Annotated in this window: 18 protein-coding genes; 12 read left to right on the plus strand and 6 right to left on the minus strand. The window is 61.9% G+C overall.

Translation table 11 applies throughout. The features are described from left to right. Positions 1–36 precede the first annotated feature (36 nt). Positions 37–486 carry an NUDIX domain-containing protein gene (locus KUV41_RS00420; protein ID WP_206944515.1) on the minus strand — a complete coding sequence of 150 codons (450 nt, stop codon included), beginning with the start codon at positions 484–486 and terminating at the stop codon, positions 37–39. Further along, positions 483–1,070 (minus strand): pseudouridine synthase, encoded by a 588-nt coding sequence (locus KUV41_RS00425; protein WP_222164231.1) that lies wholly within the window; start codon positions 1,068–1,070, stop codon positions 483–485. Before KUV41_RS00425 ends, KUV41_RS00420 begins: the two co-directional genes overlap by 4 nt. A 144-nt stretch (positions 1,071–1,214) precedes the next feature. Between KUV41_RS00425 and icd the strand changes: the two genes are divergently transcribed. The 3 genes from icd (at position 1,215) to clpA (ending at position 5,527) form a co-directional block, all read left to right on the plus strand. Continuing rightward, positions 1,215–2,471, plus strand: coding sequence for an NADP-dependent isocitrate dehydrogenase (gene icd, locus KUV41_RS00430; RefSeq protein ID WP_206944366.1), 1,257 nt, complete (start codon positions 1,215–1,217; stop codon positions 2,469–2,471). Positions 2,472–2,722: 251 nt separating this feature from the next. Then, complete coding sequence (gene clpS / locus KUV41_RS00435) at positions 2,723–3,070, plus strand: ATP-dependent Clp protease adapter ClpS (protein ID WP_206944514.1); 348 nt, start codon at positions 2,723–2,725, stop codon at positions 3,068–3,070. A 180-nt stretch (positions 3,071–3,250) separates the two neighbouring features. Then, on the plus strand, positions 3,251–5,527 hold the full coding sequence (gene clpA, locus KUV41_RS00440) for an ATP-dependent Clp protease ATP-binding subunit ClpA (protein WP_222239296.1): 2,277 nt from the start codon (positions 3,251–3,253) through the stop codon (positions 5,525–5,527). A gap of 414 nt (positions 5,528–5,941) precedes the next feature. On the opposite strand, the gene infA is transcribed toward clpA, so the two are convergent. The 3 genes from infA to aat form a co-directional block, all read right to left on the minus strand. After that, the gene (infA, locus tag KUV41_RS00445) at positions 5,942–6,160 is read right to left on the minus strand and encodes a translation initiation factor IF-1 (RefSeq protein WP_013332816.1); all 219 of its coding nucleotides are present in this window, start codon (positions 6,158–6,160) and stop codon (positions 5,942–5,944) included. A gap of 273 nt (positions 6,161–6,433) precedes the next feature. Then, the gene (locus tag KUV41_RS00450; RefSeq protein WP_206944362.1) at positions 6,434–7,180 is read right to left on the minus strand and encodes an arginyltransferase; all 747 of its coding nucleotides are present in this window, start codon (positions 7,178–7,180) and stop codon (positions 6,434–6,436) included. A 194-nt stretch (positions 7,181–7,374) separates the two neighbouring features. Beyond that, complete coding sequence (aat, locus tag KUV41_RS00455) at positions 7,375–8,100, minus strand: leucyl/phenylalanyl-tRNA--protein transferase (RefSeq protein ID WP_222239297.1); 726 nt, start codon at positions 8,098–8,100, stop codon at positions 7,375–7,377. A 139-nt stretch (positions 8,101–8,239) separates the two neighbouring features. On the opposite strand from aat, the gene KUV41_RS19615 reads away from it, so the two are divergent. From KUV41_RS19615 to KUV41_RS00500, 9 genes are all read left to right on the plus strand, one after another. Then, on the plus strand, positions 8,240–11,965 hold the full coding sequence (locus KUV41_RS19615; RefSeq protein WP_222483660.1) for a DNA translocase FtsK: 3,726 nt from the start codon (positions 8,240–8,242) through the stop codon (positions 11,963–11,965). A 190-nt stretch (positions 11,966–12,155) separates the two neighbouring features. Beyond that, positions 12,156–12,794, plus strand: a complete 639-nt coding sequence (gene lolA, locus KUV41_RS00465; protein ID WP_206944357.1) for an outer membrane lipoprotein chaperone LolA — start codon at positions 12,156–12,158, stop codon at positions 12,792–12,794. 461 nt (positions 12,795–13,255) lie between these two features. After that, positions 13,256–15,043, plus strand: coding sequence for an acyl-CoA dehydrogenase (locus KUV41_RS00470; protein ID WP_222483662.1), 1,788 nt, complete (start codon positions 13,256–13,258; stop codon positions 15,041–15,043). A gap of 130 nt (positions 15,044–15,173) precedes the next feature. Next, a complete protein-coding gene (locus KUV41_RS00475; RefSeq protein ID WP_222483664.1) occupies positions 15,174–16,802 on the plus strand; it encodes an acyl-CoA synthetase in 1,629 nt (542 codons plus the stop codon). Between the two features lie 163 nt (positions 16,803–16,965). After that, entirely contained in the window at positions 16,966–17,817 is an 852-nt protein-coding gene (locus KUV41_RS00480) for a 3-hydroxybutyryl-CoA dehydrogenase (protein ID WP_222483665.1), read from the plus strand. 326 nt (positions 17,818–18,143) lie between these two features. Beyond that, positions 18,144–18,917: an enoyl-CoA hydratase-related protein gene (locus tag KUV41_RS00485; RefSeq protein WP_206944353.1), complete on the plus strand. Its 774-nt coding sequence runs from the start codon at positions 18,144–18,146 to the stop codon at positions 18,915–18,917. 91 nt (positions 18,918–19,008) lie between these two features. Beyond that, positions 19,009–19,473 carry a GNAT family N-acetyltransferase gene (locus KUV41_RS00490; protein WP_222483666.1) on the plus strand — a complete coding sequence of 155 codons (465 nt, stop codon included), beginning with the start codon at positions 19,009–19,011 and terminating at the stop codon, positions 19,471–19,473. 105 nt (positions 19,474–19,578) lie between these two features. Beyond that, positions 19,579–20,268: an aspartate/glutamate racemase family protein gene (locus KUV41_RS00495; RefSeq protein ID WP_222164224.1), complete on the plus strand. Its 690-nt coding sequence runs from the start codon at positions 19,579–19,581 to the stop codon at positions 20,266–20,268. Between the two features lie 251 nt (positions 20,269–20,519). After that, a complete protein-coding gene (locus KUV41_RS00500; RefSeq protein ID WP_206944349.1) occupies positions 20,520–21,377 on the plus strand; it encodes an MOSC domain-containing protein in 858 nt (285 codons plus the stop codon). On the opposite strand, the gene KUV41_RS00505 is transcribed toward KUV41_RS00500, so the two are convergent. Continuing rightward, a complete protein-coding gene (locus KUV41_RS00505; RefSeq protein ID WP_315900524.1) occupies positions 21,367–21,855 on the minus strand; it encodes a nucleoside deaminase in 489 nt (162 codons plus the stop codon). The two genes, KUV41_RS00500 and KUV41_RS00505, sit on opposite strands and share 11 nt — an antisense overlap. Between the last annotated feature and the right edge of the window lie 259 nt (positions 21,856–22,114).

Below are 22,114 nucleotides of genomic sequence, written 5' to 3' on the forward strand. Positions count from 1 at the left end.
AAGATTATACACGAAATGCGGCGCTCAACCGAAGCCTCACCGCTCGTGGAGCACGTCCATGGGAAAGGTCTTGCCAGCCAGGGCATCGCGGATACGTTTAAGCACCAGAGGGCTGCGTAGACGTCCGTCCCGATCCAGTGCTTCGATTTCTTCCAGGGTCAGCCAGTGGATGGCGTGGATATCGCGGTCAAGCTCGGTACCCAGGTGGGCCAGTGCCATGCCCAGAAACGCGTGGCTGTGAAACGCCTTGCCGTCCTTGGTCTGATACACGTACATGCCCAGATAGTCGGTGATACCCACCCGCCAGGCGGTCTCCTCGGCGACTTCACGCAGTGCGCCATCGCGAATGCGCTCACCGGGTTCCAGATGGCCTGCGGGCTGATTGAACAGGGTATGAGGGCCGCCATGGTCCTCTTCCACCATCAAGAAGCGCCCAGCGCGTTCGACCACGGTGGCCACGGTCACATAAGGGGTCCATCGCATTATCGGCGTCTCCTCGCTGGGGATGCGGTTCTCGGGCGCTTGGGTGCATGCAGCGTCTGACGCTGCCATTGCCCCGGCGCCAGCCCGTCCAGGTTCCATGGGCCAATGGCCACCCGTACAAGTCTAAGTGTGGGGTACCCGACGTGTGCTGTCATTCTGCGCACCTGGCGGTTTCGCCCTTCGCTGATGGTCAGCTCCAGCCAGCAGGTATCAGGATGGCGTTTCGGGTCGAGAGGTGGTTCACGCTCCGGCAGGCCGCTGTGGACAAGGCGTCGTACCTTGGCAGGTCGGGTCGGTCCGTCCTTGAGCGTGACGCCTTTTGCAAGGGCGTCCAGAGCGCGCTGATCCGGCTGTCCTTCAACCAGCACACGGTACGTCTTGGGCTGCTTGTGGCGGGGGTGGCTGATACGATGAATCAACTCACCGTCGTCGCTGAGCAACAAAAGCCCCTCCGAGTCGTAGTCGAGACGTCCGGCAGGGTAGATGTCGGGTACATCGATGAGCGACGCCAGCGTATCGCGTCCCTGCTCATCGGTGAACTGGGACAGCACGCGGTAGGGCTTGTGCAGCAGGTAGAGTTGACTCATGGGCTGGCTCGGTAGTCCTGACGAGGCCCGTCTGACGGGGCTCGTGCGGTCATTTGCAAAGATTGTCGACAAAGCCTACTCCGGGCGCTGGGGGTAATGCTATACTCCGCGCTCCACTGAATAGACCTGACAGGGGAGTTCTCAATGGGTTTCCAGAAAATTGTCGTCCCTGAGGGCGGCGAAAAGATCACCGCTAACGCCGACAACAGCCTGAATGTGCCGAACAACCCGATCATCCCGTTCATCGAGGGTGATGGTATCGGTGTCGACGTCACCCCGGCGATGAAGATCGCCATCGACGCCGCTGTGCAGAAGGCCTACAACGGCGAGCGCAAGATCCACTGGATGGAAGTCTACGCCGGCGAGAAGGCCACCCACGTCTATGACGCGGACACCTGGCTGCCGGAAGAAACCCTGGAAGCGGTCAAGGAATACATCGTTTCCATCAAGGGCCCGCTGACCACGCCGGTGGGCGGTGGTATCCGCTCCTTGAACGTCGCACTGCGCCAGAAGCTGGACCTGTATGTCTGCCAGCGTCCGGTGCGCTGGTTCGAAGGCGTGCCTAGCCCGGTCAAGAAGCCCGCTGACGTCGACATGGTTATCTTCCGCGAGAACTCTGAAGATATCTATGCCGGTATCGAGTGGAAGGCGGGTACCGCTGAGGCCGACAAGGTCATCAAGTTCCTGCGCGAGGAAATGGGCGTGACCAACATCCGCTTCCCCGAGGGTTGCGGCATTGGCGTCAAGCCGGTGTCCGAGGAAGGCACCAAGCGTCTCGTGCGCCAGGCCCTGCAGTACACCATCGACAACGACCGCGAGTCGCTGACCCTGGTGCACAAGGGCAACATCATGAAGTTCACCGAAGGCGCCTTCAAGGATTGGGGCTATGAGCTGGCCAAGGAAGAGTTTGGCGCTGAGCTCCTCGATGGCGGCCCCTGGATGACCTTCAAGAACCCGAAGACCGGCAAGGACATCGTGGTCAAGGACGTGATCGCTGACGCGATGCTGCAGCAGATCCTGCTGCGTCCGGCCGAATATGACGTCATCGCGACCCTGAACCTGAACGGTGACTACCTGTCCGACGCTCTGGCGGCTGAAGTCGGCGGCATCGGTATTGCTCCGGGCGCCAACATCTCCGACACCACTGCCATGTTCGAAGCGACTCACGGTACTGCGCCGAAGTACGCTGGCCAGGACAAGGTCAACCCGGGCTCGCTGATCCTGTCTGCCGAGATGATGCTGCGTCACATGGGCTGGGTCGAGGCTGCTGATCTGGTGCTGAAAGGCATGGAGAAAGCCATCAGCAAGGGTGAAGTCACTTATGACTTCCACCGCCTGATGGAAAATGCCACGCTGTTCAAGTGCTCTGAGTTCGGTCAGGCTGTCGCTGACAACATGTAAGCGACTGCACCGAGCGACGAGCCGTCCTGCTCGTTGTCAGTGCTGACAGACAAGGCCCTCGCCCTCGCCGGCGAGGGCCTTTTGCATTTTGTCCGCGTAGAGGGTGAAAGCCGCGTCGGGATTCCCGATAATGAGAGGGAACCCTACCGCGCCCCAGACGTCCAATGCTCGACGCGGGTGAGCGCGGGCACCCGATTGACAGTGTGAGGCCTATGTTCAACGCAAGAGACGAGGATCCGCTCTGGATCCAGATGCCGGTGGCAGGAATGACGCGTCCGCCGGGAGAGCCCGACGAACAGGACGACGGTGACCTGGCCACTCAGGAAGCCGATCCTGAGTTAGCCAAGCCACCCATGTATAAGGTTGTCTTGCATAATGACGACTTCACCCCCATGGAGTTTGTGGTGGAGGTTCTCAGGACGTTCTTTCACCTGGATAGCGAGACGGCCGTGCAGATCATGCTGACAGTGCACAGCCATGGCAAAGCCACCTGTGGCGTCTTTACCCACGACATTGCCGAGACCAAGAGTCACCAGGTCAACGAGTATGCCAGGGAGTGTCAGCATCCTCTGCTGAGCGATATTGAAGCGGCGGACTAGGTGGAATCCTGAGAATCGCTGATCTGCCTGTGATGTGGGCGCATGAGGCGGCACATGCGTTAACGGAGACGCGTCCTCCGTTGACGAAGAACTTGCAACGGCGCCATTTGTACCCGATGTTGATGGTGCCGGACCATAAAAGATCCGACGCAAGCCCTAGGCGGCGAGAAGGGGACTGCCATGCTGAGCAAAGAACTTGAACTGACCCTGAACACGGCCTTCACCGTGGCGCGCTCCAAGCGCCACGAGTTCATGACCGTGGAGCACCTGCTGCTGGCACTTCTGGATAATGCGTCAGCATCAGACGTGCTGCGTGCCTGCGGGGCTAACCTCGACAAGCTGCGGTCTGACCTGCAGGACTTTATCAATTCCACGACGCCGCTGATTCCGGAAGACCAGACCGAGCGCGAGACGCAGCCCACCCTCGGGTTCCAGCGTGTCCTGCAGCGTGCGGTCTTCCATGTGCAGTCTTCAGGCAAGAGCGAAGTGACGGGCGCCAACGTGCTGGTGGCCATCTTCTCCGAGCAGGAGAGCCAGGCGGTCTACTTCCTGAAACAGCAGAACGTGGCCCGTGTCGACGCCGTCAACTATATCGCTCACGGTATTTCGAAGGTGACCGGTCACGGTCAAAGCCCGGCGGCATCGTCGCCGGAGGCAGAAGATGCTGAAGATGGCAGCACCGAGGCCGGCGGCAACCCGTTGACCGGGTTTGCTACCAACCTCAACGAACAGGCGCGTATGGGCAAGATCGATCCGCTGATCGGCCGCGACCACGAGCTTGAGCGTGTGGTGCAGATTCTGGCACGCCGTCGCAAGAACAATCCGCTGCTGGTGGGCGAGGCCGGGGTGGGCAAGACAGCCATCGCCGAGGGCCTGGCCAAGCGCATCGTCGAGGAGGACGTTCCCGACGTGATCGGGGATGCCGTCGTGTACTCCCTCGATATGGGCGCACTGCTGGCGGGTACCAAGTATCGCGGTGACTTCGAGAAGCGCCTGAAGAGCCTGCTGGCCGAATTGCGCAAGTTGCCCAACGCGATTCTGTTCATCGACGAGATTCATACCGTGATCGGCGCGGGGGCGGCCTCTGGCGGGGTGATGGATGCCTCGAACCTGCTTAAGCCTCTGCTGTCTTCCGGCGAGTTGCGCTGCATCGGTTCGACCACCTTCCAGGAGTTCCGCGGTATCTTCGAGAAGGACCGGGCGCTGGCGCGTCGTTTCCAGAAGGTCGACGTCCTGGCTCCCTCGGTGGAAGACTCCATCAAGATCCTCAAGGGCTTGCGCTCGCGCTTCGAGGAGCATCACCAGCTCAAGTACACCGACGCTGCGCTCGACAGTGCGGCCCGCTTGGCCGACCGTTACATCAACGACCGCTTCCTGCCGGATAAGGCCATCGATGTCATTGACGAAGCGGGCGCTCACCAGCGCTTGCTGCCGCCCGAGATGCGTGTCGATACCATCGATGTGGATCAGGTCGAGGCGGTAGTCGCATCGATTGCTAGAATTCCGCCGAAGAGCGTGTCCAGCTCCGATCGCAAGCTGCTGGAGAATCTGGATCGCGACCTCAAGATGCTGGTGTTCGGCCAGGATGAGGCCATCGATAGCCTGGCGGCGGCGATCAAGCTCTCTCGCGCTGGGCTCAAGTCTCCTGACAAGCCTGTGGGCAGCTTCCTGTTTGCTGGCCCGACGGGAGTGGGCAAGACCGAGGTGGCTCGCCAGCTGGCGCACATCATGGGCGTCGAGCTGCTGCGCTTCGACATGTCGGAGTACATGGAGCGGCACACCGTTTCACGTCTTATCGGCGCACCTCCCGGCTATGTAGGGTATGACCAGGGCGGCCTGCTGACAGAAGCAGTGACCAAACAGCCCCATTGCGTGCTGCTGCTGGATGAAATCGAGAAGGCACATCCGGAAGTGTTCAATCTGCTGCTGCAGGTGATGGATCACGGGCGTCTTACCGACAACAATGGTCGCGAGGCGGACTTCCGTCACGTCATCCTGATCATGACATCCAACGCGGGTGTGGAGATCGCGACGCGCCGCTCCATCGGCTTCCAGACCCAGGATCACTCCACCGATGCCATGGAGGCGATTCGCAAGACCTTTACACCGGAATTCCGCAATCGCCTGGACGGCATTATCCAGTTCTCGGCGTTGCCCAAGCCGGTGGTGCGCAACGTGGTCGACAAGTTCCTGGTGGAACTGCAGGCTCAGCTAGACGAAAAGCGTGTTCAGCTGGAAGTCGATGACGAGGCGAGAGATTGGCTTGCGACCATGGGCTATGACCCGGACATGGGAGCTCGCCCGATGGCAAGGTTGATTCAGGAGAAGCTGAAGAAGCCCTTGGCCGAGATGATCTTGTTTGGAGATCTGGCTGAGCACGGGGGTGTTGTTCATGTCAGCCTCGAAAGTGGCGAGTTGCATCTCTCCACCGATGTGGAGCTGGCCGATGCGCCCTGACTGAGCTCTCTGGTTTAGGCCGCAGCGAGTCTTGAGGACACCGCTGAAGCAAGAGATGACGCCCTGTCTTATGACAGGGCGTTCTTGTAGGTATCGCCTGCTGGCTCGCTTGCCCACGGGACCGGGCAGCAAGGCGGCAGGGTGTTAAAAACGCAGGCGAGTTCCGGACGCCAAGCGCCACCCTGCTACGTAAATCGTGGCAGGGGTGGGCTGCGCAGCAGGCGGCGTTTGCGCCAGGCTCCGGTGTTATCCAGCACCAGTGTCAGGAGTGCTCCAGCACTGGGCGATAGGGGCCGAATGCCGATGGGCATTGACCCGAATATCAGGGAGCTGCGCTTGCCGGCGAGGCGGGCACGCCCGACGGGCGCGATACCGGCAAGTGGCGTCTACGCAAAGCGCTGACGCCGGCCGATCTCAACGAGAACGGTATACGATGCGACCCTTGGACAGGTCATAGGGAGTCAACTCGACCTTGACCTTGTCCCCGGTCAGGATGCGGATGTAGTTCTTGCGCATCTTGCCCGAGATGTGGGCGGTGACCACGTGGCCGTTTTCCAGCTCGACCCGGAACATGGTGTTGGGAAGCGTGTCGACGACCACGCCTTCCATTTCAATATGGTCTTCGCGTGCCATATAGGCGAATCCTCGCATGTGTAGACAGAGTGATGCCCGACCGCGCGGCGCGACTGCCGTTACTCTGGTCAGGATAGCGCGATATTCTGCCGGATGCTGGGGCAGATGGCAAAGTGAGTTGCCTGAAAAAACGGCAGATGTCTAGACTGAGGTCTGACGCCTTTGGTGTTTACCCTGTCACTGGCATGCCGTCGTTGCTGGCAGCATAGGCTGTCTGGATCGAGTGAGCAGTGGCGACCCTGGCGCGACTCAGGGCGGTACAGCGCCAGGCGTTCAGCCGTGTTCGGTAGGTACCAGCCGGCGCCACAGGCGCCCGTCCAGCCTTTCGAGGGGAGTGAAGTTGCTCTTGTAGCTCATCTTGCGACACGCCTCGATCCAGTAACCTAGGTATACGTGGTCAAGCCCTTTCGCCGACGCCATCTGGATCAGGGTGAGCACCGCCTGGGTGCCAAGGGATCGCCTCTCGAGGCTCTGCTCGGGGTCGAAGAAGGTGTAGATGGCTGACAGGCCGTGGCCGAGTTCATCGAAGGCGGAGACCGCCACCAGCCTGTCGTCGAGTCGCATCTCCAGCAGTCGGGCATAAGGCTGGTCGAGACTCAGAAAGGTGCGGTACTGTTCATGGCTTGGGGGGAACATGTCGCCATCGTGGTGGCGAGTGCAGATATAGCGCGCATAGAGATCATAGTGGGAAGAGTCGAAGCGGGCAGGTACCACGTCGACGGTCAGATCGGCATTGCGCCGCATCAAACGTTTCTGGCTCCTGTTTGGACGAAATTCCGCGACAGGAATCCGCACCGAGACACAGGCATGGCAGCCTTCGCAGTGGGGGCGGTACAGGTGAAGCCCGCTGCGCCGAAAGCCGAGCAGCGTCAGCGCATCATACACACTCGGCCCCGGCGATTCCTTGGGATCAAGGAACAGCGTGGTCGCCTCTTTTTCTGGCAGGTAGCTGCAAGCGTGTGGCACCGTGAGGAAAAACCTCAGGTCGCGGACCGGTTGCCGCGGTGTGTTGCTGCTCAAGGCGGCCGTCTCCCTGTCGGATGGCGTCTCGTCGGTCGTCAGGCAAAGGCATGACCCGCTGCAATGCTCTCAACTGCCGTGGTCTGAACTGCCGTGGTCTGAACTGCAATGACCTCAACTCAATGATCTCAACTCAATGATTCCAACGGCAGGGGGGGCGTGGCGATGCACCCACTGCGATGGCAAGCGCCGAGTCAGACGTTGTCGACGCAAGCCACGTCAGCAAAGGACCACGCAGGCGTGACCAGAGCGTCTGTGTCCAGGCCATCCAGCCACTTCTCAAGATAGCCGATGAACTCGGATCGGGCGATACCTCTAGCGCCCAGGCTGGCCAGATGCGGGGTCTGCATCTGGCAGTCGATAAGCTTGCCGGCTCCCCGCTGCATCGCATGTGCCAGATGGACCAGGGCGATCTTGGACGCGTCAGCCTCGCGACTGAACATGGATTCGCCAAAGAACACAGGACCAAGTGCTACACCATACAGCCCTCCTACCAGAGTGGTGTCACGCCATACTTCTACCGAATGAGCCACACCCATGCGGTGGAGTTGGTCATAGGCGCTGCGCATCTCGTCGATGATCCAGGTGCCATCCTGGTCGCCACCTCGGGGAGCAGCGCAGGCGGCAACCACCGACGTGAAGGCGCGATTGGCGGTGACAGTAAAACCTGCATTGCGGACGCGTTTGGCCAGACTCCGACGCACGCGCAGTTCGTCGGGACGCAGTACCATGCGAGGATTCGGACTCCACCACAGGATGGGCTGGTCATCGCTGTACCAAGGAAAGATGCCGCGACGATAGGCGGCAATCAACCATTCGGGGGTCAGGTCGCCCCCTGCAGCCAACAAGCCGTCGGGGTCGTCAAGGGCCGTCTCGACGCTGGGAAAGGCGACCGGGTAGGGGGATAGCCAGGGTAGCATGGGGCTCCCTTCAACAGGGTTTTTGATCAACAGGCGAGTGTGCCCCCAGATGGCGGCACGCTCAAGCCGTCTGGGGCCTATTCGCTCACCGGCTGGCTCGGTATCATGAGGGCCAGTCAGTAGGATGGAAGACGCCGCCATGGCGCAAGGGGAAGGCCATTTGAGTGCCAACAAGAAGTCTGTGTCGTCTCGAGCGACGGCGGCAGCTGCCAAGGAGACCGCCAAGAAAGTTGGCCTGCGTCTGCACGGCTCTGCCAGGGAAGGTGTCATCATCGTGCTGCTGGCCGCCTGTGTGTTCCTGTTGCTGGCACTGTTCAGCTTTGAACCTGCAGATCCTGGCTGGTCGAGCAGCGGTCCTGAAACCGACGTCGCCAACTGGATGGGGCCGATCGGCGCCTGGCTAGCCGACGTGCTGTACTCGCTGTTTGGGGTCAGTGCCCTGTGGTGGCCGGGAATGCTGGCGTTCGCGGCGTGGTATCTGATTCGCTCCCGGCGGGTCGAGTTTGAGTGGGATGCCACTGCGCTAGCCGTTCGCTGTGGCGGCCTGGTGCTGCTGCTGCTGGGATCGACGACTCTCGGCGCGCTGTATTTCAACCACCCGGAAAGTGTATTGCCGTATTCCACTGGCGGCATACTTGGCGTGGGGCTGGTCGGTGCGCTGCGCCCGCTAGTCGGGTATGGCGGCACAGGGCTGCTGGCGGTCGTCGGGATTCTGGGCGGGATGCCATTGTTCACCGGCTTGTCCTGGCTGAACGTGATGGACGAGGCCGGTCATCGTTGCCTGCTGTTGGGGCGTTGGATCAAGGCGCGTTTCGCGGGCGGCAAGGATGCCTCCGACGAGGCTGTCTCCGCGCGCAAGCAGGCCCAGGATCCGGCTCTTTCGGATGCTGAGGCGGATCGTGTGGAGTCATCGGTCGAGGACCACACCCAGCGCGGCATTCAGGACGAAGACGAGCAAGACGGGGCCGCAAACAAGCCTGCCTGGTGGCAGCGCTTGCTGGGCCGTCGTCGCGATGTCGCCTCCGAGCGCCTGCAGTGGGACACCGAGGACGGCACCGATATTCCATGGGAGGTGGCGGAATCCACGCCGTCAGCCAAACAGCCGGGGGCTGCCTATACCGAACGACTGGCGACAGCCGGCCATAGCCGCGCGGCCACTGAGCCCTCCATTGGGCTGAGGGCAAGCAGGGAGGAGCCAGCGCCTGCCTTGGGTGCTGATGAGCGTCATGGGCGTGCCCCCGCTGCTAGAGATTCTGTCAGCCCCTCTCGGGAACACGAAAGGGAGGCTGGGACAGCCGCTCGCCGTGAGCCGTCTTTTGGCAGTGCACCAACCTCAGCCCGCGAGCGCCGGGAGCCCACCCTGGGCGCGAGTCTCGGGACAGGCCCGAGTGACGATACGGTTGCGGGCTCGCCAACACGACACTCCGCTGACGTCAGGCGTGACACCCGCCAGCCCGCGGAGCCAACGTTTGCCCTGCGCGCTGAGCGCGATGAGCCCGCCGCCGGGGCTGCTGCCCCTGAGCCGGCGGCCTCGATGCCCCATGAGACGCGCAGCGTGGCCCCAGAAAGCACCAGTGCCGAGGCCCAGGAGCGCAGGCTTGACGCTGACACCGCGCAGAGCGGCGTATCAGCCTCTCCGGCGCCTCAAGATCACGCGGGCCAGCGTGCAGCCGAAGATGCCGCTGACGCCGGTGCGACGACATCGCAGCCTCCGTCGCCGGCTCACGCCGAGGACGAAGCGCCACCTCAGGGCTCTGCTATTCGGGGCGCTGCTATTCAGGGACAGCACAGTACGAATCAGGGACAGCACAGGACGAACGCCCCGCAGCCGCCCAGCGAAGCTGCATCCTCCACAGCTGGTCCCTCTACAACTGGGCCCTCCACGGCTGGTTCCTCAACAGCTGGCGCTGCAGCTCCCGCTGCTGCTACCCCTGAAGCGCCTCAGCGCGAAGAAAGGCGGGCAGAGGATATCCCCGAGCCGGTGTTGCCAGACGACGGCGGTGCGCTGGCTGGTGGCGCCCTGGCGTCCAGCGCTGGACTGCTGTCGTCCACGCACGAGGCCCCTCGGCGGGTGGTAAGCGCTCACCCTGACAGCGTGTCGCAGCCCACCGTGGACAGTCGGCAGCAGTCGTCTGTGACGGCGGCAGAGGCTCCGCCAAGGGGCGACGCCTCTTCAGCTGAGCCATCGGCCGAGGACCGCGGGCATGTCCACCACCAGGATAGCGATGCGCCGGTCACTCCCCATGTGGCGACAGCGGAGCAGGGGAGGGAAGCGGCCGATCAGGGCGGCCCGACGCTGTGGACCGTGGAGCACCTGCAGAACCAGCGTTCCGGCTTCGATGATCTGCCCGAACCCGATGGTGACTTGCCGGGTCTGCGACTGTTGACGCCGCCCGAGCCGCACCAGCCCAACTACACCGAAGAGCAGCTTGCCGACATGGCGGAGCTGCTGGAAATGCGCCTGCGCGAATATGGCGTGAAGGCCGAGGTGGTCGACACATGGCCGGGTCCGGTCATCACCCGCTTCGAGATCAAGCCCGCAGCGGGAGTGAAGGTGTCCAAGATCAGCAACCTGGCCAAGGATCTGGCGCGTTCGCTGATGGTCAAGAGCGTCCGCGTGGTGGAGGTGATTCCGGGGCGTCCCACCGTGGGGATCGAGATTCCCAATCCCAACCGGGCCATGATTCGCCTGCGCGAGGTGATCGATTCGGATCGCTATCAGGACGAGGCCTCCGCTCTGACCATGGCATTGGGCCAGGACATCGGGGGAGCGGCGGTGGTCGCCAACCTGGGCAAGATGCCTCACGTGCTGGTGGCCGGTACGACCGGTTCGGGCAAGTCCGTCGGGGTCAATGCCATGTTGATCTCGATGCTGCTCAAGGCGACCCCTGACGAATTACGCCTGATCATGGTCGATCCCAAGATGCTTGAGCTGTCGGTCTACGACGGAATCCCGCATCTGCTGGCGCCTGTCGTCACCGACATGAAGGAAGCCGCCAACGCGCTGCGCTGGTGTGTGGCCGAGATGGAACGCCGCTACAAGCTGATGGCGGCCATGGGGGTGCGGAATATCGCCGGCTTCAACAGCAAGCTGGATGAAGCCGAGCGTGCCGGCGCCCAGGTGGCGGATCCGTTGTGGGAGCCTCAGCCGTGGGAAATGCATCAGACCCCTCCGGTGCTGGAAAAGCTGCCGTACATCGTGGTGGTGATCGACGAGTTTGCCGACATGTTCATGATCGTCGGCAAGAAGGTCGAGGAACTGATTGCTCGCCTGGCCCAGAAAGCGCGCGCCGCGGGTATCCATCTGGTGCTGGCGACCCAGCGTCCGTCCGTGGACGTGGTGACCGGCCTGATCAAGGCCAACATTCCCACGCGCATGGCCTTCCAGGTGTCGTCGCGAGTGGATTCGCGCACTATTCTCGACCAGGGCGGCGCTGAAAACCTGCTCGGTCACGGCGATATGCTCTATCTGCCGGCCGGCTCGGGCCAGCCCACTCGCGTTCACGGGGCCTTCGTCGACGATGACGAAGTTCACCGAGTGGTCGAGGACTGGAAGCGCCGTGGCGAGCCTGAGTACATTGACGAGATCCTGTCGGGGGGTGTCTCCGCCGATGCCTTGACCGGGCTGGAGGCTGAGGGCTCCGGTGACGACAGCGATGCCGAACAGGATGCGCTGTATGACGAGGCGGTGGCCTTTGTTACCGAGTCGCGGCGCGCATCTATCTCCGCCGTGCAGCGGCGTTTCAAGATCGGCTACAACCGGGCCGCGCGTCTGGTGGAAGCCATGGAAATGGCCGGTGTCGTGTCCTCCATGGGCACCAACGGTGGACGTGAAGTGCTGGCACCGCCTCCCGCAGGAGGCTAGCCCCCGATCGTCGCATGTGTCTCTTTTTGGCGACGCATGCGGCGCTACCATGAAACGACCATGCAACAGACGGTTGCGTTTGAGACTCATGGCAACTTGCCAGGCATACTGGGCTCAAAGGGACATGCCCGTTCATGCCGGAGCAACTTCGGCACGACAGGGAAATCGACCATATCGACGGAGAGACGCTATGCCTGCACGCCTTACCCTGACTTCCGGCTTGGCCACGCTCGCACTGGCACTTGCGGTGCCTGCTACTGCGCTGGCGGATGGTGCCGAGCGACTGACGCGCATGCTGGAGCCGCTGAACACCTACTCTGCCGATTTTGAACAGCAGATTCTGGACGGCAGCGGTCAGCGACTGCAGCGTACGGAGGGGCACATGTGGCTGTCACGTCCCGGCAAGTTCCGCTGGGAGGTAGAGGCGCCGTATGAGCAGGTGGTGGTATCGGACGGCAGCGAAGTCACCTTGTTCGACCCGGACCTGCAGCAAGCCACTATCCAGGCTCTGGACGAACGCGTTACGCACACGCCTGCCTTGCTGTTGTCGGGAAGTGCCAGCGAGCTGACCGACAGCTATAACGTGTCGAGCTCCCAGCAAGGCACCTCGGAGACCTTCACGCTGGAACCCAAGGCGGCCGACACCTTGTTTGAAAGCCTGCGCCTGACCTTCTACAGCGAGGAGTTGGCGGCACTGGAAATGACCGACAGCACCGGCCAACGCACGGCGATTGCCTTTGACAACGCCGAGCAGAATGGCCAGATCGATGACGGGCGCTACCAGTTCGATATTCCCGAGGGTACTGATGTCATTCGCCAGACACCCTGATCCACGGGTCCGGTAGGGTCGTCGCTCTGATGTCTTGGCCTTTCACGGCCAGTCAGGACGGAACAGAGACTCGGGACCTGATGCCGCCGTCGCCCCTTCGGGCGGCGGCGCTGTCTTTTCTGGCCACTTTTTTTCTCTGACCCCCTTTGCCGCAGCCTCCGTTCTGATCACCGCCTTCATCGCTTCTCGCTTTTCCCTTCTCCCTTATCCCTTATCCCTTATCCCTGGGGGCATGCCCCGTCACCTCTGTGTACGGCAGGATGTCTGCCGAGCACTGACAGGGCGTCGCCACGGGGCCTGGCCCTGGGCAGTTGCTGGCCCCATCTCAGTGCGTGCACCTTGCCGGTCTGAGCATGGACCTTGTCGAAGATCACCGTTTTACGGTTTTTCGACCTTGGCCCAATAGTTTGCGTCGACTAGGGAATCTACTATCGCGGGTATCGTTTTCATGAGGTGCCCCCATGTATCCCTACGCCGCTCCTTTGAAAGACATGGCCTTTGTGCTGAGTGAGTTGCTTGAGCACAAATCCCTGGACCTGCCGGTCTTCGGCGAGGTCAGTCCTGATCTGATCGATGCCGTGCTGGAAGAAGCCGGAAAGCTAGCCACCGATGTGTGGGGGCCCCTGAATGCCACAGGGGATCGCCAGGGCTGCCAACGACGCGACGACGGCGGGGTGACGTTGCCGGATGGGTTTGCTGAGGCTTACCAGGCCTACGCGGAAGGCGGCTGGAATGGCATTGGTGTATCCGAGTCGCTGGGCGGACAAGGGTTACCGGAGGTGGTGGCCAGTGCTGTCCAGGAAATGTTGCATGGCGCCAACATGGCGCTGGGCCTGTGCCCTATGCTGACAGCCGGTGCGATCGAAGCACTGGCGCACCATGGCGATGAAGCACTGCGCGAACGCTACCTGGAGCGTCTGGTCGAGGGTAGCTGGACAGGTACCATGAACCTGACCGAGCCCCAGGCAGGCTCTGACCTGTCACGCGTACGCACCCGAGCGGTGCCAGAGGGCGATCATTTCCGCGTGTTCGGTCAGAAGATCTTCATTACCTGGGGGGAGCACGATGCAGCGGACAATATTATCCACCTAGTGTTGGCACGCACCCCTGATGCGCCCGAAGGCAACAAGGGCATCTCGCTGTTTCTGGTACCCAAGTTTCTGGTCAATCAAGACGGTAGTCTGGGCGAGCGCAATGACGTCGTGTGCGCGTCCATCGAGCACAAGATGGGGATTCATGGCAGCCCCACCTGCACCCTCAGCTTTGGTGAAAAGGACGGGGCCATCGGCTATCTGGTCGGTGAACCCGGACGCGGCCTGAATCATATGTTCACCATGATGAACGAGGCACGTCACAAGGTAGGGATTCAGGGCATCGGTGTGGCTGAGCGTGCCTGCCAGCATGCCGTGGCCTACGCCAACGAGCGCTCCCAGGGAAGAACACCGCCAGCCCGAGGTGGCGAGGCCTGTGATATCGCCCAGCACCTTGATGTGCGCCGCATGCTGCTGTCGATGCGGACCCGGACTGACGCCCTGCGCGCCCTGGCGTTGCTCTGTGCGCAGCAGCTGGATGTTGCACGGCATCACGATGATGCCAGCGTCAGACAGGCCGCCCAGGCCCGTGTGGATGTGCTGATTCCTGTGGTCAAGGGCTTTTCCACCGATCAGGCCGTGGAGATTGCCTCCATGGGGGTGCAGGTGCATGGCGGCATGGGCTTTATCGAGGAAACCGGTGCTGCCCAGCTGCTGCGAGATGTGCGCATCGCGCCGATCTACGAAGGTACCAATGGCATTCAGGCCCTGGATTTTGCCGGGCGCAAGCTGCAACGTGATGGTGGCGCGGCGATGTCGAGCCTGCTGGATGACGTCGATGGCACCGCCCAGGCGCTGGGGTCTCACCCGTCACTCGAAAAGCTGGGCCATGAGCTGGCGGCGGCGACCCAGGATCTCCGGGCCTGCCTTGCCAGGGTGCTGGAAGAGGGCAGCGACGAACACAGCGGGCCGGATGCGGTGCAAGCCTACGCCACCCCCTTGTTGTCATTGGCAGGACATGTCCTGTGTGCATGGCAGATGGGGCGTGCGGCTCTGGTCGCACGAGCCGCTCTGGACGCCGGGCAGGATGACGAGTTCTATCGTCGCAAGCTGGTCTGTGCCGACTTTGCGATTCGTCACTGGCTGCCCGAAGGGCGCGCGCAACGGTCTGTGATCGAAGCCGGTTACCAGGACTGGCTGTCACTGTCACTCGCGTGATCTCGTGGCCGCCGAGGCTTCTCGGCGGCTATCTTTGTTTCAGGCCCATTCCACTTGCCATTTATCCTTCGCCAACGGAAGACGCAGGCCGTCACTGGGTCAACATGCGCCATAAAATAAGGAGTTACTAATGAGTAGTCTTTATGACCAGGGGATGCCACGCAACACAGCCAACCATGTGGCGATCTCTCCGTTGACCTTCATCGAACGTACGGCCAGCGTCTATCCCGACCTGCCTGCCATCGTGCACGGACAGGTGCGCCGCGACTGGGCCACCACCTGGCAGCGTTGCCGTCGCCTGGCCTCGGCGCTGGAGCAGCGCGGGCTTGGCAAGGGGGATACCGTATCGGTGATGTTGCCCAACGTGCCGGCCATGTTCGAGGCCCACTTCGGCGTGCCCCTGGCAGGCTGCGTGCTGAATACCTTGAACATTCGCCTGGATGCGGCGGCCATCGCCTACATGCTGGAGCATGCTGAGACCAAGGCCATCCTGGTAGACCCGGAGTTCGTCGAGGTGGTGGGCGAGGCGGTGAAAGGCCTCGAGCATCCCCCTTTGATCATTGATGTGCTGGACCCTGAGTTCGAGGGGAACGCCGAGCGTCTGGGGCAGCTGGAGTATGAAGCGCTGTTGGCGGAAGGTGACCCTGAGTATCCCTATCGGCTGCCCGAGGACGAGTGGGACGCGATCTCGCTGAACTACACCTCGGGTACGACCGGCAAGCCCAAGGGGGTGGTCTACCATCACCGAGGCGCCTACTTGAATGCGGTCAGCAATATTCTTGAATGGGCCATGCCACACCATCCCGTCTACCTGTGGACGTTGCCCATGTTCCACTGCAATGGCTGGTGTTTTCCCTGGACCATCGCCGCCAACGCCGGGGTCAACGTATGCCTTCGCAAGGTTGACCCCAAGCGCATCATGGAGTTGATCGCAGACGAGAAGGTCAGCCACTTCAGCGGGGCGCCGATCGTACTTAACGGCCTGGTCAACCTTGAGGCGGCAGACCGTCGACCCATCGATCATCCGGTCAAGGCGACGACGGCCGGCGCAGCACCGCCAGCGGCGGTGATCGCGGGCGTTGAAGCGATGGGAATCGACGTGACCCATGTCTATGGTCTGACCGAGGTCTACGGTCCGGTCACCGTGTGTGCCTGGCGCGAAGCCTGGGATGCGTTGCCGCTGCAGGAGCGCGCCCGCCTCAAGGCCCGCCAGGGTGTGCGTGGTCACATGCTGGAAGCACTCTGTGTGGCCGATCCGGTGACGCTGGAGCCTGTGCCGAAGGATGGGGAGAGCATTGGCGAGATCATGATGCGCGGCAACAATGTCATGAAGGGGTATCTCAAGAATGAGGCCGCCACCCGAGAGGCGCTGGATGGCGGTTGGTACCACACCGGCGACCTGGCGGTCTGGCATGCCGATGGCTATATCGAGATCAAGGACCGCTCCAAGGACATCATCATTTCCGGGGGCGAGAATATCTCGACGATTGAGCTCGAGGATGTGCTGTATGCGCATCCTGGCGTCGAGGAAGCCGCCGTGGTGGCGCAGCCCGACGAAAAGTGGGGGGAGAGTCCCTGTGCATTTATCAAGCTCAAGGCGGCTCATTCTGAGGTGACCGAACAGGACATCATCGAACACTGTCGCGAGCGCTTGGCGCGGTTCAAGGTGCCCAAGCGCATCGTGTTTGCCGAGCTGCCGAAGACCTCCACTGGCAAGATCCAGAAATTCATGCTGCGTCAGCAAGCCAAGGAAAGCTGACGCCACCCGCCTAGGGTATGCCACCTGCCGAGGAACGTTGCACGACGCCGCCGGTCATCTCCGGCGGCGTTGCTATATGATCCAGCGTGGTCGTGCACTCACACAGATATGTCGCAGATGTATCACCGATTAACCATTGAATGAAACCTAGAGGGACGATGCCATGAGCGAGACTCTGATCGGAGTCGTAGGAGGCGGTACCATGGGGCAGGGGATAGCCCAGGTGCTGATTCAGAGTGGTTTCCAGGTCACGCTGTGTGATGTCGCTGAGGAAGCCCTTGAGCGCGCGCAGACAGGAATAGCCAAGGGACTTGGCAGGCTGGTGGAGAAAGGTCGCCTCAGCGAGCAGGATCAGCAGGCTGCCAGTGCCCGCCTGGCGACGTCCACGTCGCTTGATGCACTGGCAGATCGGCAGGTGATTATTGAAGCCGCCCCTGAAGCCGCAGAGCTCAAGGAACGGTTGTTCAAGGAGCTGGACGCGCTCAATCACCAGGCCATTCTGGCCTCGAATACCTCCTCGCTGTCGCTCACTCGACTGGCCGGCGTGTGCCAACGTCCCGAACAGGTGGTGGGTATGCACTTCTTCAATCCGGTGCCGGTGCTCAAGCTGGTCGAGATCATTCGCGCTGAACAGACCAGTGACGCCACGGTGGCTCGTGTCGAGGCGCTGGCGGAGGCCATGGGCAAGACGTCTGTGGCGATTTCAGACTCGCCGGGCTTTGCGGTGAACCGACTGCTGGTGCCGATGATCAACGAGGCAGCGTTCCTGGTGCAGGAAGGCGTCGCCAGCGTAAACGATATCGATACGTCCATGCAGCTCGGCGCTGCCCACCCCATGGGGCCCTTGGCCTTGGCCGACCTTATCGGCCTGGATGTCTGCCTGGCGATCATGAATGTGCTGGCGGAAGGCTTCGGGGATCCGAAGTACCGTCCTTGCCCCTTGCTGAAGCGAATGGTCGATGCAGGTTATCTGGGCCGCAAGAGCGGGCGAGGATTCCACGACTACAGTGGTTGATGCGGCGTATATGCGCCAAAAGAATGGCTTGTGAGCCTACCAAGCGTTCGCTAGGGTGATGCGAACGCCTGGTCTTGAACCCCCGGTCTTGAAAGCCCGGTCTTGAAAGCCCGGTCATGAAAGCTCGGTCTTGAAAGCCCGGTCATGAAAGCTCGGTCTTGAGAGCAAGGCCTAACTATCACGGTTTCGAGCACAGCGTTGTGAAGCACGCGCTAGATCCCATGCTTGTTCGGGGCGTCTGGCCCGTCACCCGTCCCGGGCGAGTGTCGGAGGGCGGCTGAAGCCTTCACAGCGGTGTCTGTCCCTTCACGTACAGGAGTCCCTGCATGAGTGAGCAATTGGTCGAGATGACCGATACAGGCGGCGTTGTTCGTCTGACCATCAACCGCCCCAAGGCGCTGAACGCTCTCAACAGCGGTGTCATTCAGGCGTTGGAAGACGTACTGGACCAGCTGGAAGGCCGCGAAGGGCTGCGTGCGGTGTTGATGACCGGCGCTGGCGAAAAGTCGTTCGTGGCAGGGGCCGACATCACCGAGATGCGTGAGATGTCACCTCAGCAGGCGCGCGACTTCGCGGCCCAGGCGTTGAAGACCGTCAAGCGACTTGAGACGCTGCCAGTGCCCGTGGTGGCCCTGGTCAACGGCTTTTGCCTCGGAGGCGGCTGCGAGCTGGCTTTGGCCTGTGACTGGGCGGTGGCCAGCGACAACGCCGTGTTTGGTCAGCCGGAGGTTCTGTTGGGCGTGATTCCTGGCTTCGGCGGCTCACAGCGCCTGCCGCGCCGGGTGGGGCCGGCCATGGCGCTGGATCTGTGCACCACCGGACGCAAGATTGATGCCGCCGAGGCGCTGCGTATCGGGCTGGTCAATCAGGTGATGTCCCAGGCGGAGCTGGAAGACTATGCCCAGACCTTGACCAAGCAGCTCGCTGGCAATGGTCCGGGAGCCGTGCGCAGTGCCAAGCAGGTCATCCACGATGGCATGGATCAGGATCTGGACAGTGCGTTGGCGCTGGAGACCAGCCTGTTCGCGCTGTGCTTCGCATCCGACGAGCAGCGTGAAGGCATGAGCGCCTTCGTCGAGAAACGCAAACCCAACTTCTGACGGCGCGGGTTTGTCATAGCCTCAACAACACGGCCCTGGTGTTTACCAGGGCCGTGTTGTTGTAGGAAGGGGATGGGAAGGGGCATGGAGCATGGACGGCGATAGGGTGACGCTCGAGGGATGCGCAGAGGCAGACGCGGCAGAAACGCTAGTGCGTCATCAGATGGCAGATGACTACCTTCGCCACGGGCTGACCTGGGACAGTGACCGGTTTCACCAGCGTTTCCCCGAGAGGTGCTGGCGCTGGGCGGTCTGCGACCGTGGGCGAGTGGGGTTGCTGGCATGGGAGCGGAGTGCTGATGTTGCCGTGCTGCGGGAGCTGCATGTGGTGCCGGATGAACGCGGCAAGGGAATCGGTACGCACTTGCTCGCACTGTGGGAAGACATGGCGCGCTTGTCGGGTGCTCAATGCCTTCGCCTGCGTGTGCTGTCGGGGAGTCGCGCCGTGTCATGGTATCAGCGACAGGGGTATCAGCAGGTGCGAGGCTGCCCGACTCCCCATGGCCAGGTGCTGGGCCTGGAGAAAGCGGTTGTTCATAATCGCGCAGCCCACTGAGGAGCAGCAAAGGGTTGAGCTGATGGATACTGTTCCTCTCAGCGGGTCCCTGTATGCTGTGGGTTAGACGATACTGACGTCAGGGATGATTCCGGGAGGGCGGGCATGAAGACCATCGGTTTGTTGGGTGGAATGAGCTGGGAATCCACGGTGAGCTACTACCAGTACCTCAATCGTGGCGTCAACGAGACCCTTGGGGGACACCACTCGGCCAAGATCGTCCTGGTCAGCGTCGATTTTGCCGAAGTCGAGGCATTCCAGCGGCAGGGGCGCTGGGAAGACGCTGCCGCCTTGCTGGCAGGCGCTGCCTGGCAGGTGCAGGAAGCCGGCGCCGACATGCTCGTGTTGTGCACCAACACCATGCACAAGGTGGCACGTCAGATCGAGAAGGCCGTGGATATTCCCTTGCTCCACATCGCCGACGCCACTGCGGATGCACTGGTCATGGACGGGATCAAGCGTGTTGGGCTACTGGGTACGCGTTTCACCATGGAGCAGGGATTCTACAAGGATCGGCTCGAGGCCTTCGGAATTGACGTCAGGGTCCCTGACAAGCCCCAGCGCGAGCAAGTGCATCGCATCATTTACGATGAACTGTGTCATGGCCAGATCGTGCCAACGTCTCGCGATGAGATGCTGGCCATCATGGAGGAGCTTGCCGCTGATGGGGCCCAGGCCGTGATTCTGGGGTGCACCGAGATTGCGCTGCTGGTCAATCAGCAGGATACCGCGGTGGCGCTGTACGACACCACGGCGATCCACGCGAAAAGGGCGGTAGAACTGGCCATTGGCTGAGCTCAGCCAGCTTACCTGACACTTACCACAGCGGCGTCATGGATCCTGTGGGCGCTGTCACGCTGGGGTGACACGATAGGGTGTCACGAAAGCGTGTCACGAAAGCATGTCACGACAGCGTGCCACGACAGCTCGCTGTGATAGATCGTCACGACAGTCTGTTACGACAGCGTGTCGGCATTGTCGGGTAAGATCGCATGGCTACCGCTCACCGCCACGTCGAGCGCACCCACCACTGACAAGGAACGTTGATGAAGCTGTCCTCTCTCGCCTGCTATCCGGTGAAGTCCCTGCAGGGAATCACCCTGTCCCATGCGGAACTTACCGAGCGCGGCCTGGCCCATGATCGTCGCTGGATGCTGGTCAATCCCGCGGGCAAATTCGTCACCCAGCGCGAGCTGCCAGCGCTGGCGACCATCGGTGTCGTCCTGACCGAAACAGCGCTACAACTGCGTCATGCGGATATGCCGCCCTTGGTGGTGCCATTGGCGGATACCAGTGGGGCCATGCTGGATGTGAGGGTCTGGGCAAGTGACTGCCAGGCGGAGGATGAGGGCCCTGAGGCGTCACAGTGGCTCGCCGCTGCGCTGGGCGCTCCTCAAGGATCCTTGCGCCTGGTGCGACTCCCCGATTCCGCCAGAAGGCTGGTCGAAACTGATTACCTGTCCCCCCAGGAACAGGGCGTGGTTCATACTGGCTTTGCCGACGGCTATCCACTGCTGATTGCGTGCGAGGCGTCTCTGGCGGCGCTCAACGAGCGACTGCTGGCCAAGGGAGAAGACCCCGTCCCGATGGAGCGCTTCCGTCCCAACCTGGTGGTGTCGGGCGCTGACGCCTTTGCTGAGCGTGACTGGAGCAGCCTGGCGGGCCCAGGCTATCGACTGGGGCTACGCAAGCCCTGCAAGCGTTGCAAGATCATTACCCTTGATCAGCGCAGTGGCGCTGCGCCTTCCCCCAAGGAGCCGCTCAAGACGCTGGTCGAAATGGACACACAGCCTGGCTGGAAAGGCGCCTACTTCGGTCAGAATGCCATCATCGAAGACGGTGTCGGTGCCGTGCTCAGGGTCGGCGACCACCTGGAAGCAAGCCAGCGTCCTGTCACCCTCTGAGGCGCTTCTCCTGGTGGTACCGGCGATGCAGTTCGCGAATCGTATCGCCGAACGCTGCGACTGGCCCGTCGACCTGAAGGCCCGGAACAATGGATCCAATCGGTAGCGGTGCCACCGGTGCCGGGGCGACCTCCCACTGCGCCAGCCATTGACCCAGTTGTTCAGACGAGCTGGCGTAGACAATCCTGCCAAGGCCGACCCAACCGTGGGCGGCGGCACACATCGGGCAGTGTTCTCCCGATGTGTATACCGTGGCTGCCCTGCGCTCCTCTGCTGACAGGTGGGTGGCGGCCCAACGGGCGATGGCAAACTCGGGATGCTGAGTCGCGTCACCCGCCGCGACATGATTGTGGTCCTCAAAGCGTATCTTGCCGTGGCCATCGACCAGCAGCGAACCAAAGGGTTCGTCGCCCTTGTCCAGGGCCTGCTGTGCCAGTTCGATGCAACGGCGCAGGTGATGGAGGTCGGTCTCATTCATCAGCATGTCCTCATAAGTGGCAGCACTGACAGCGTCGTCTGCTAGGCCTGGGATGCCTCGGAGGAGGGATGCCAGGGTGTTCCCATGGACTCTAGCATGCGGGTTGACCCCACGCTGCGCTCGGTGACGCCAGTCTTTTCTTTGCTGAAACAAGCCTGCTTTGTCGATGTTTTCCTACGGAGCGGTCGGAGAATCGACTATTGATGCAGACCATTAACCCTAGGAGTCTGTGATCAAGCGTGGCAGATCAGCGGATACG

The sequence above is a fragment of the Halomonas sp. DP8Y7-1 genome, assembly GCF_019801685.1.
GTDB lineage: Bacteria > Pseudomonadota > Gammaproteobacteria > Pseudomonadales > Halomonadaceae > Halomonas > Halomonas litopenaei_A.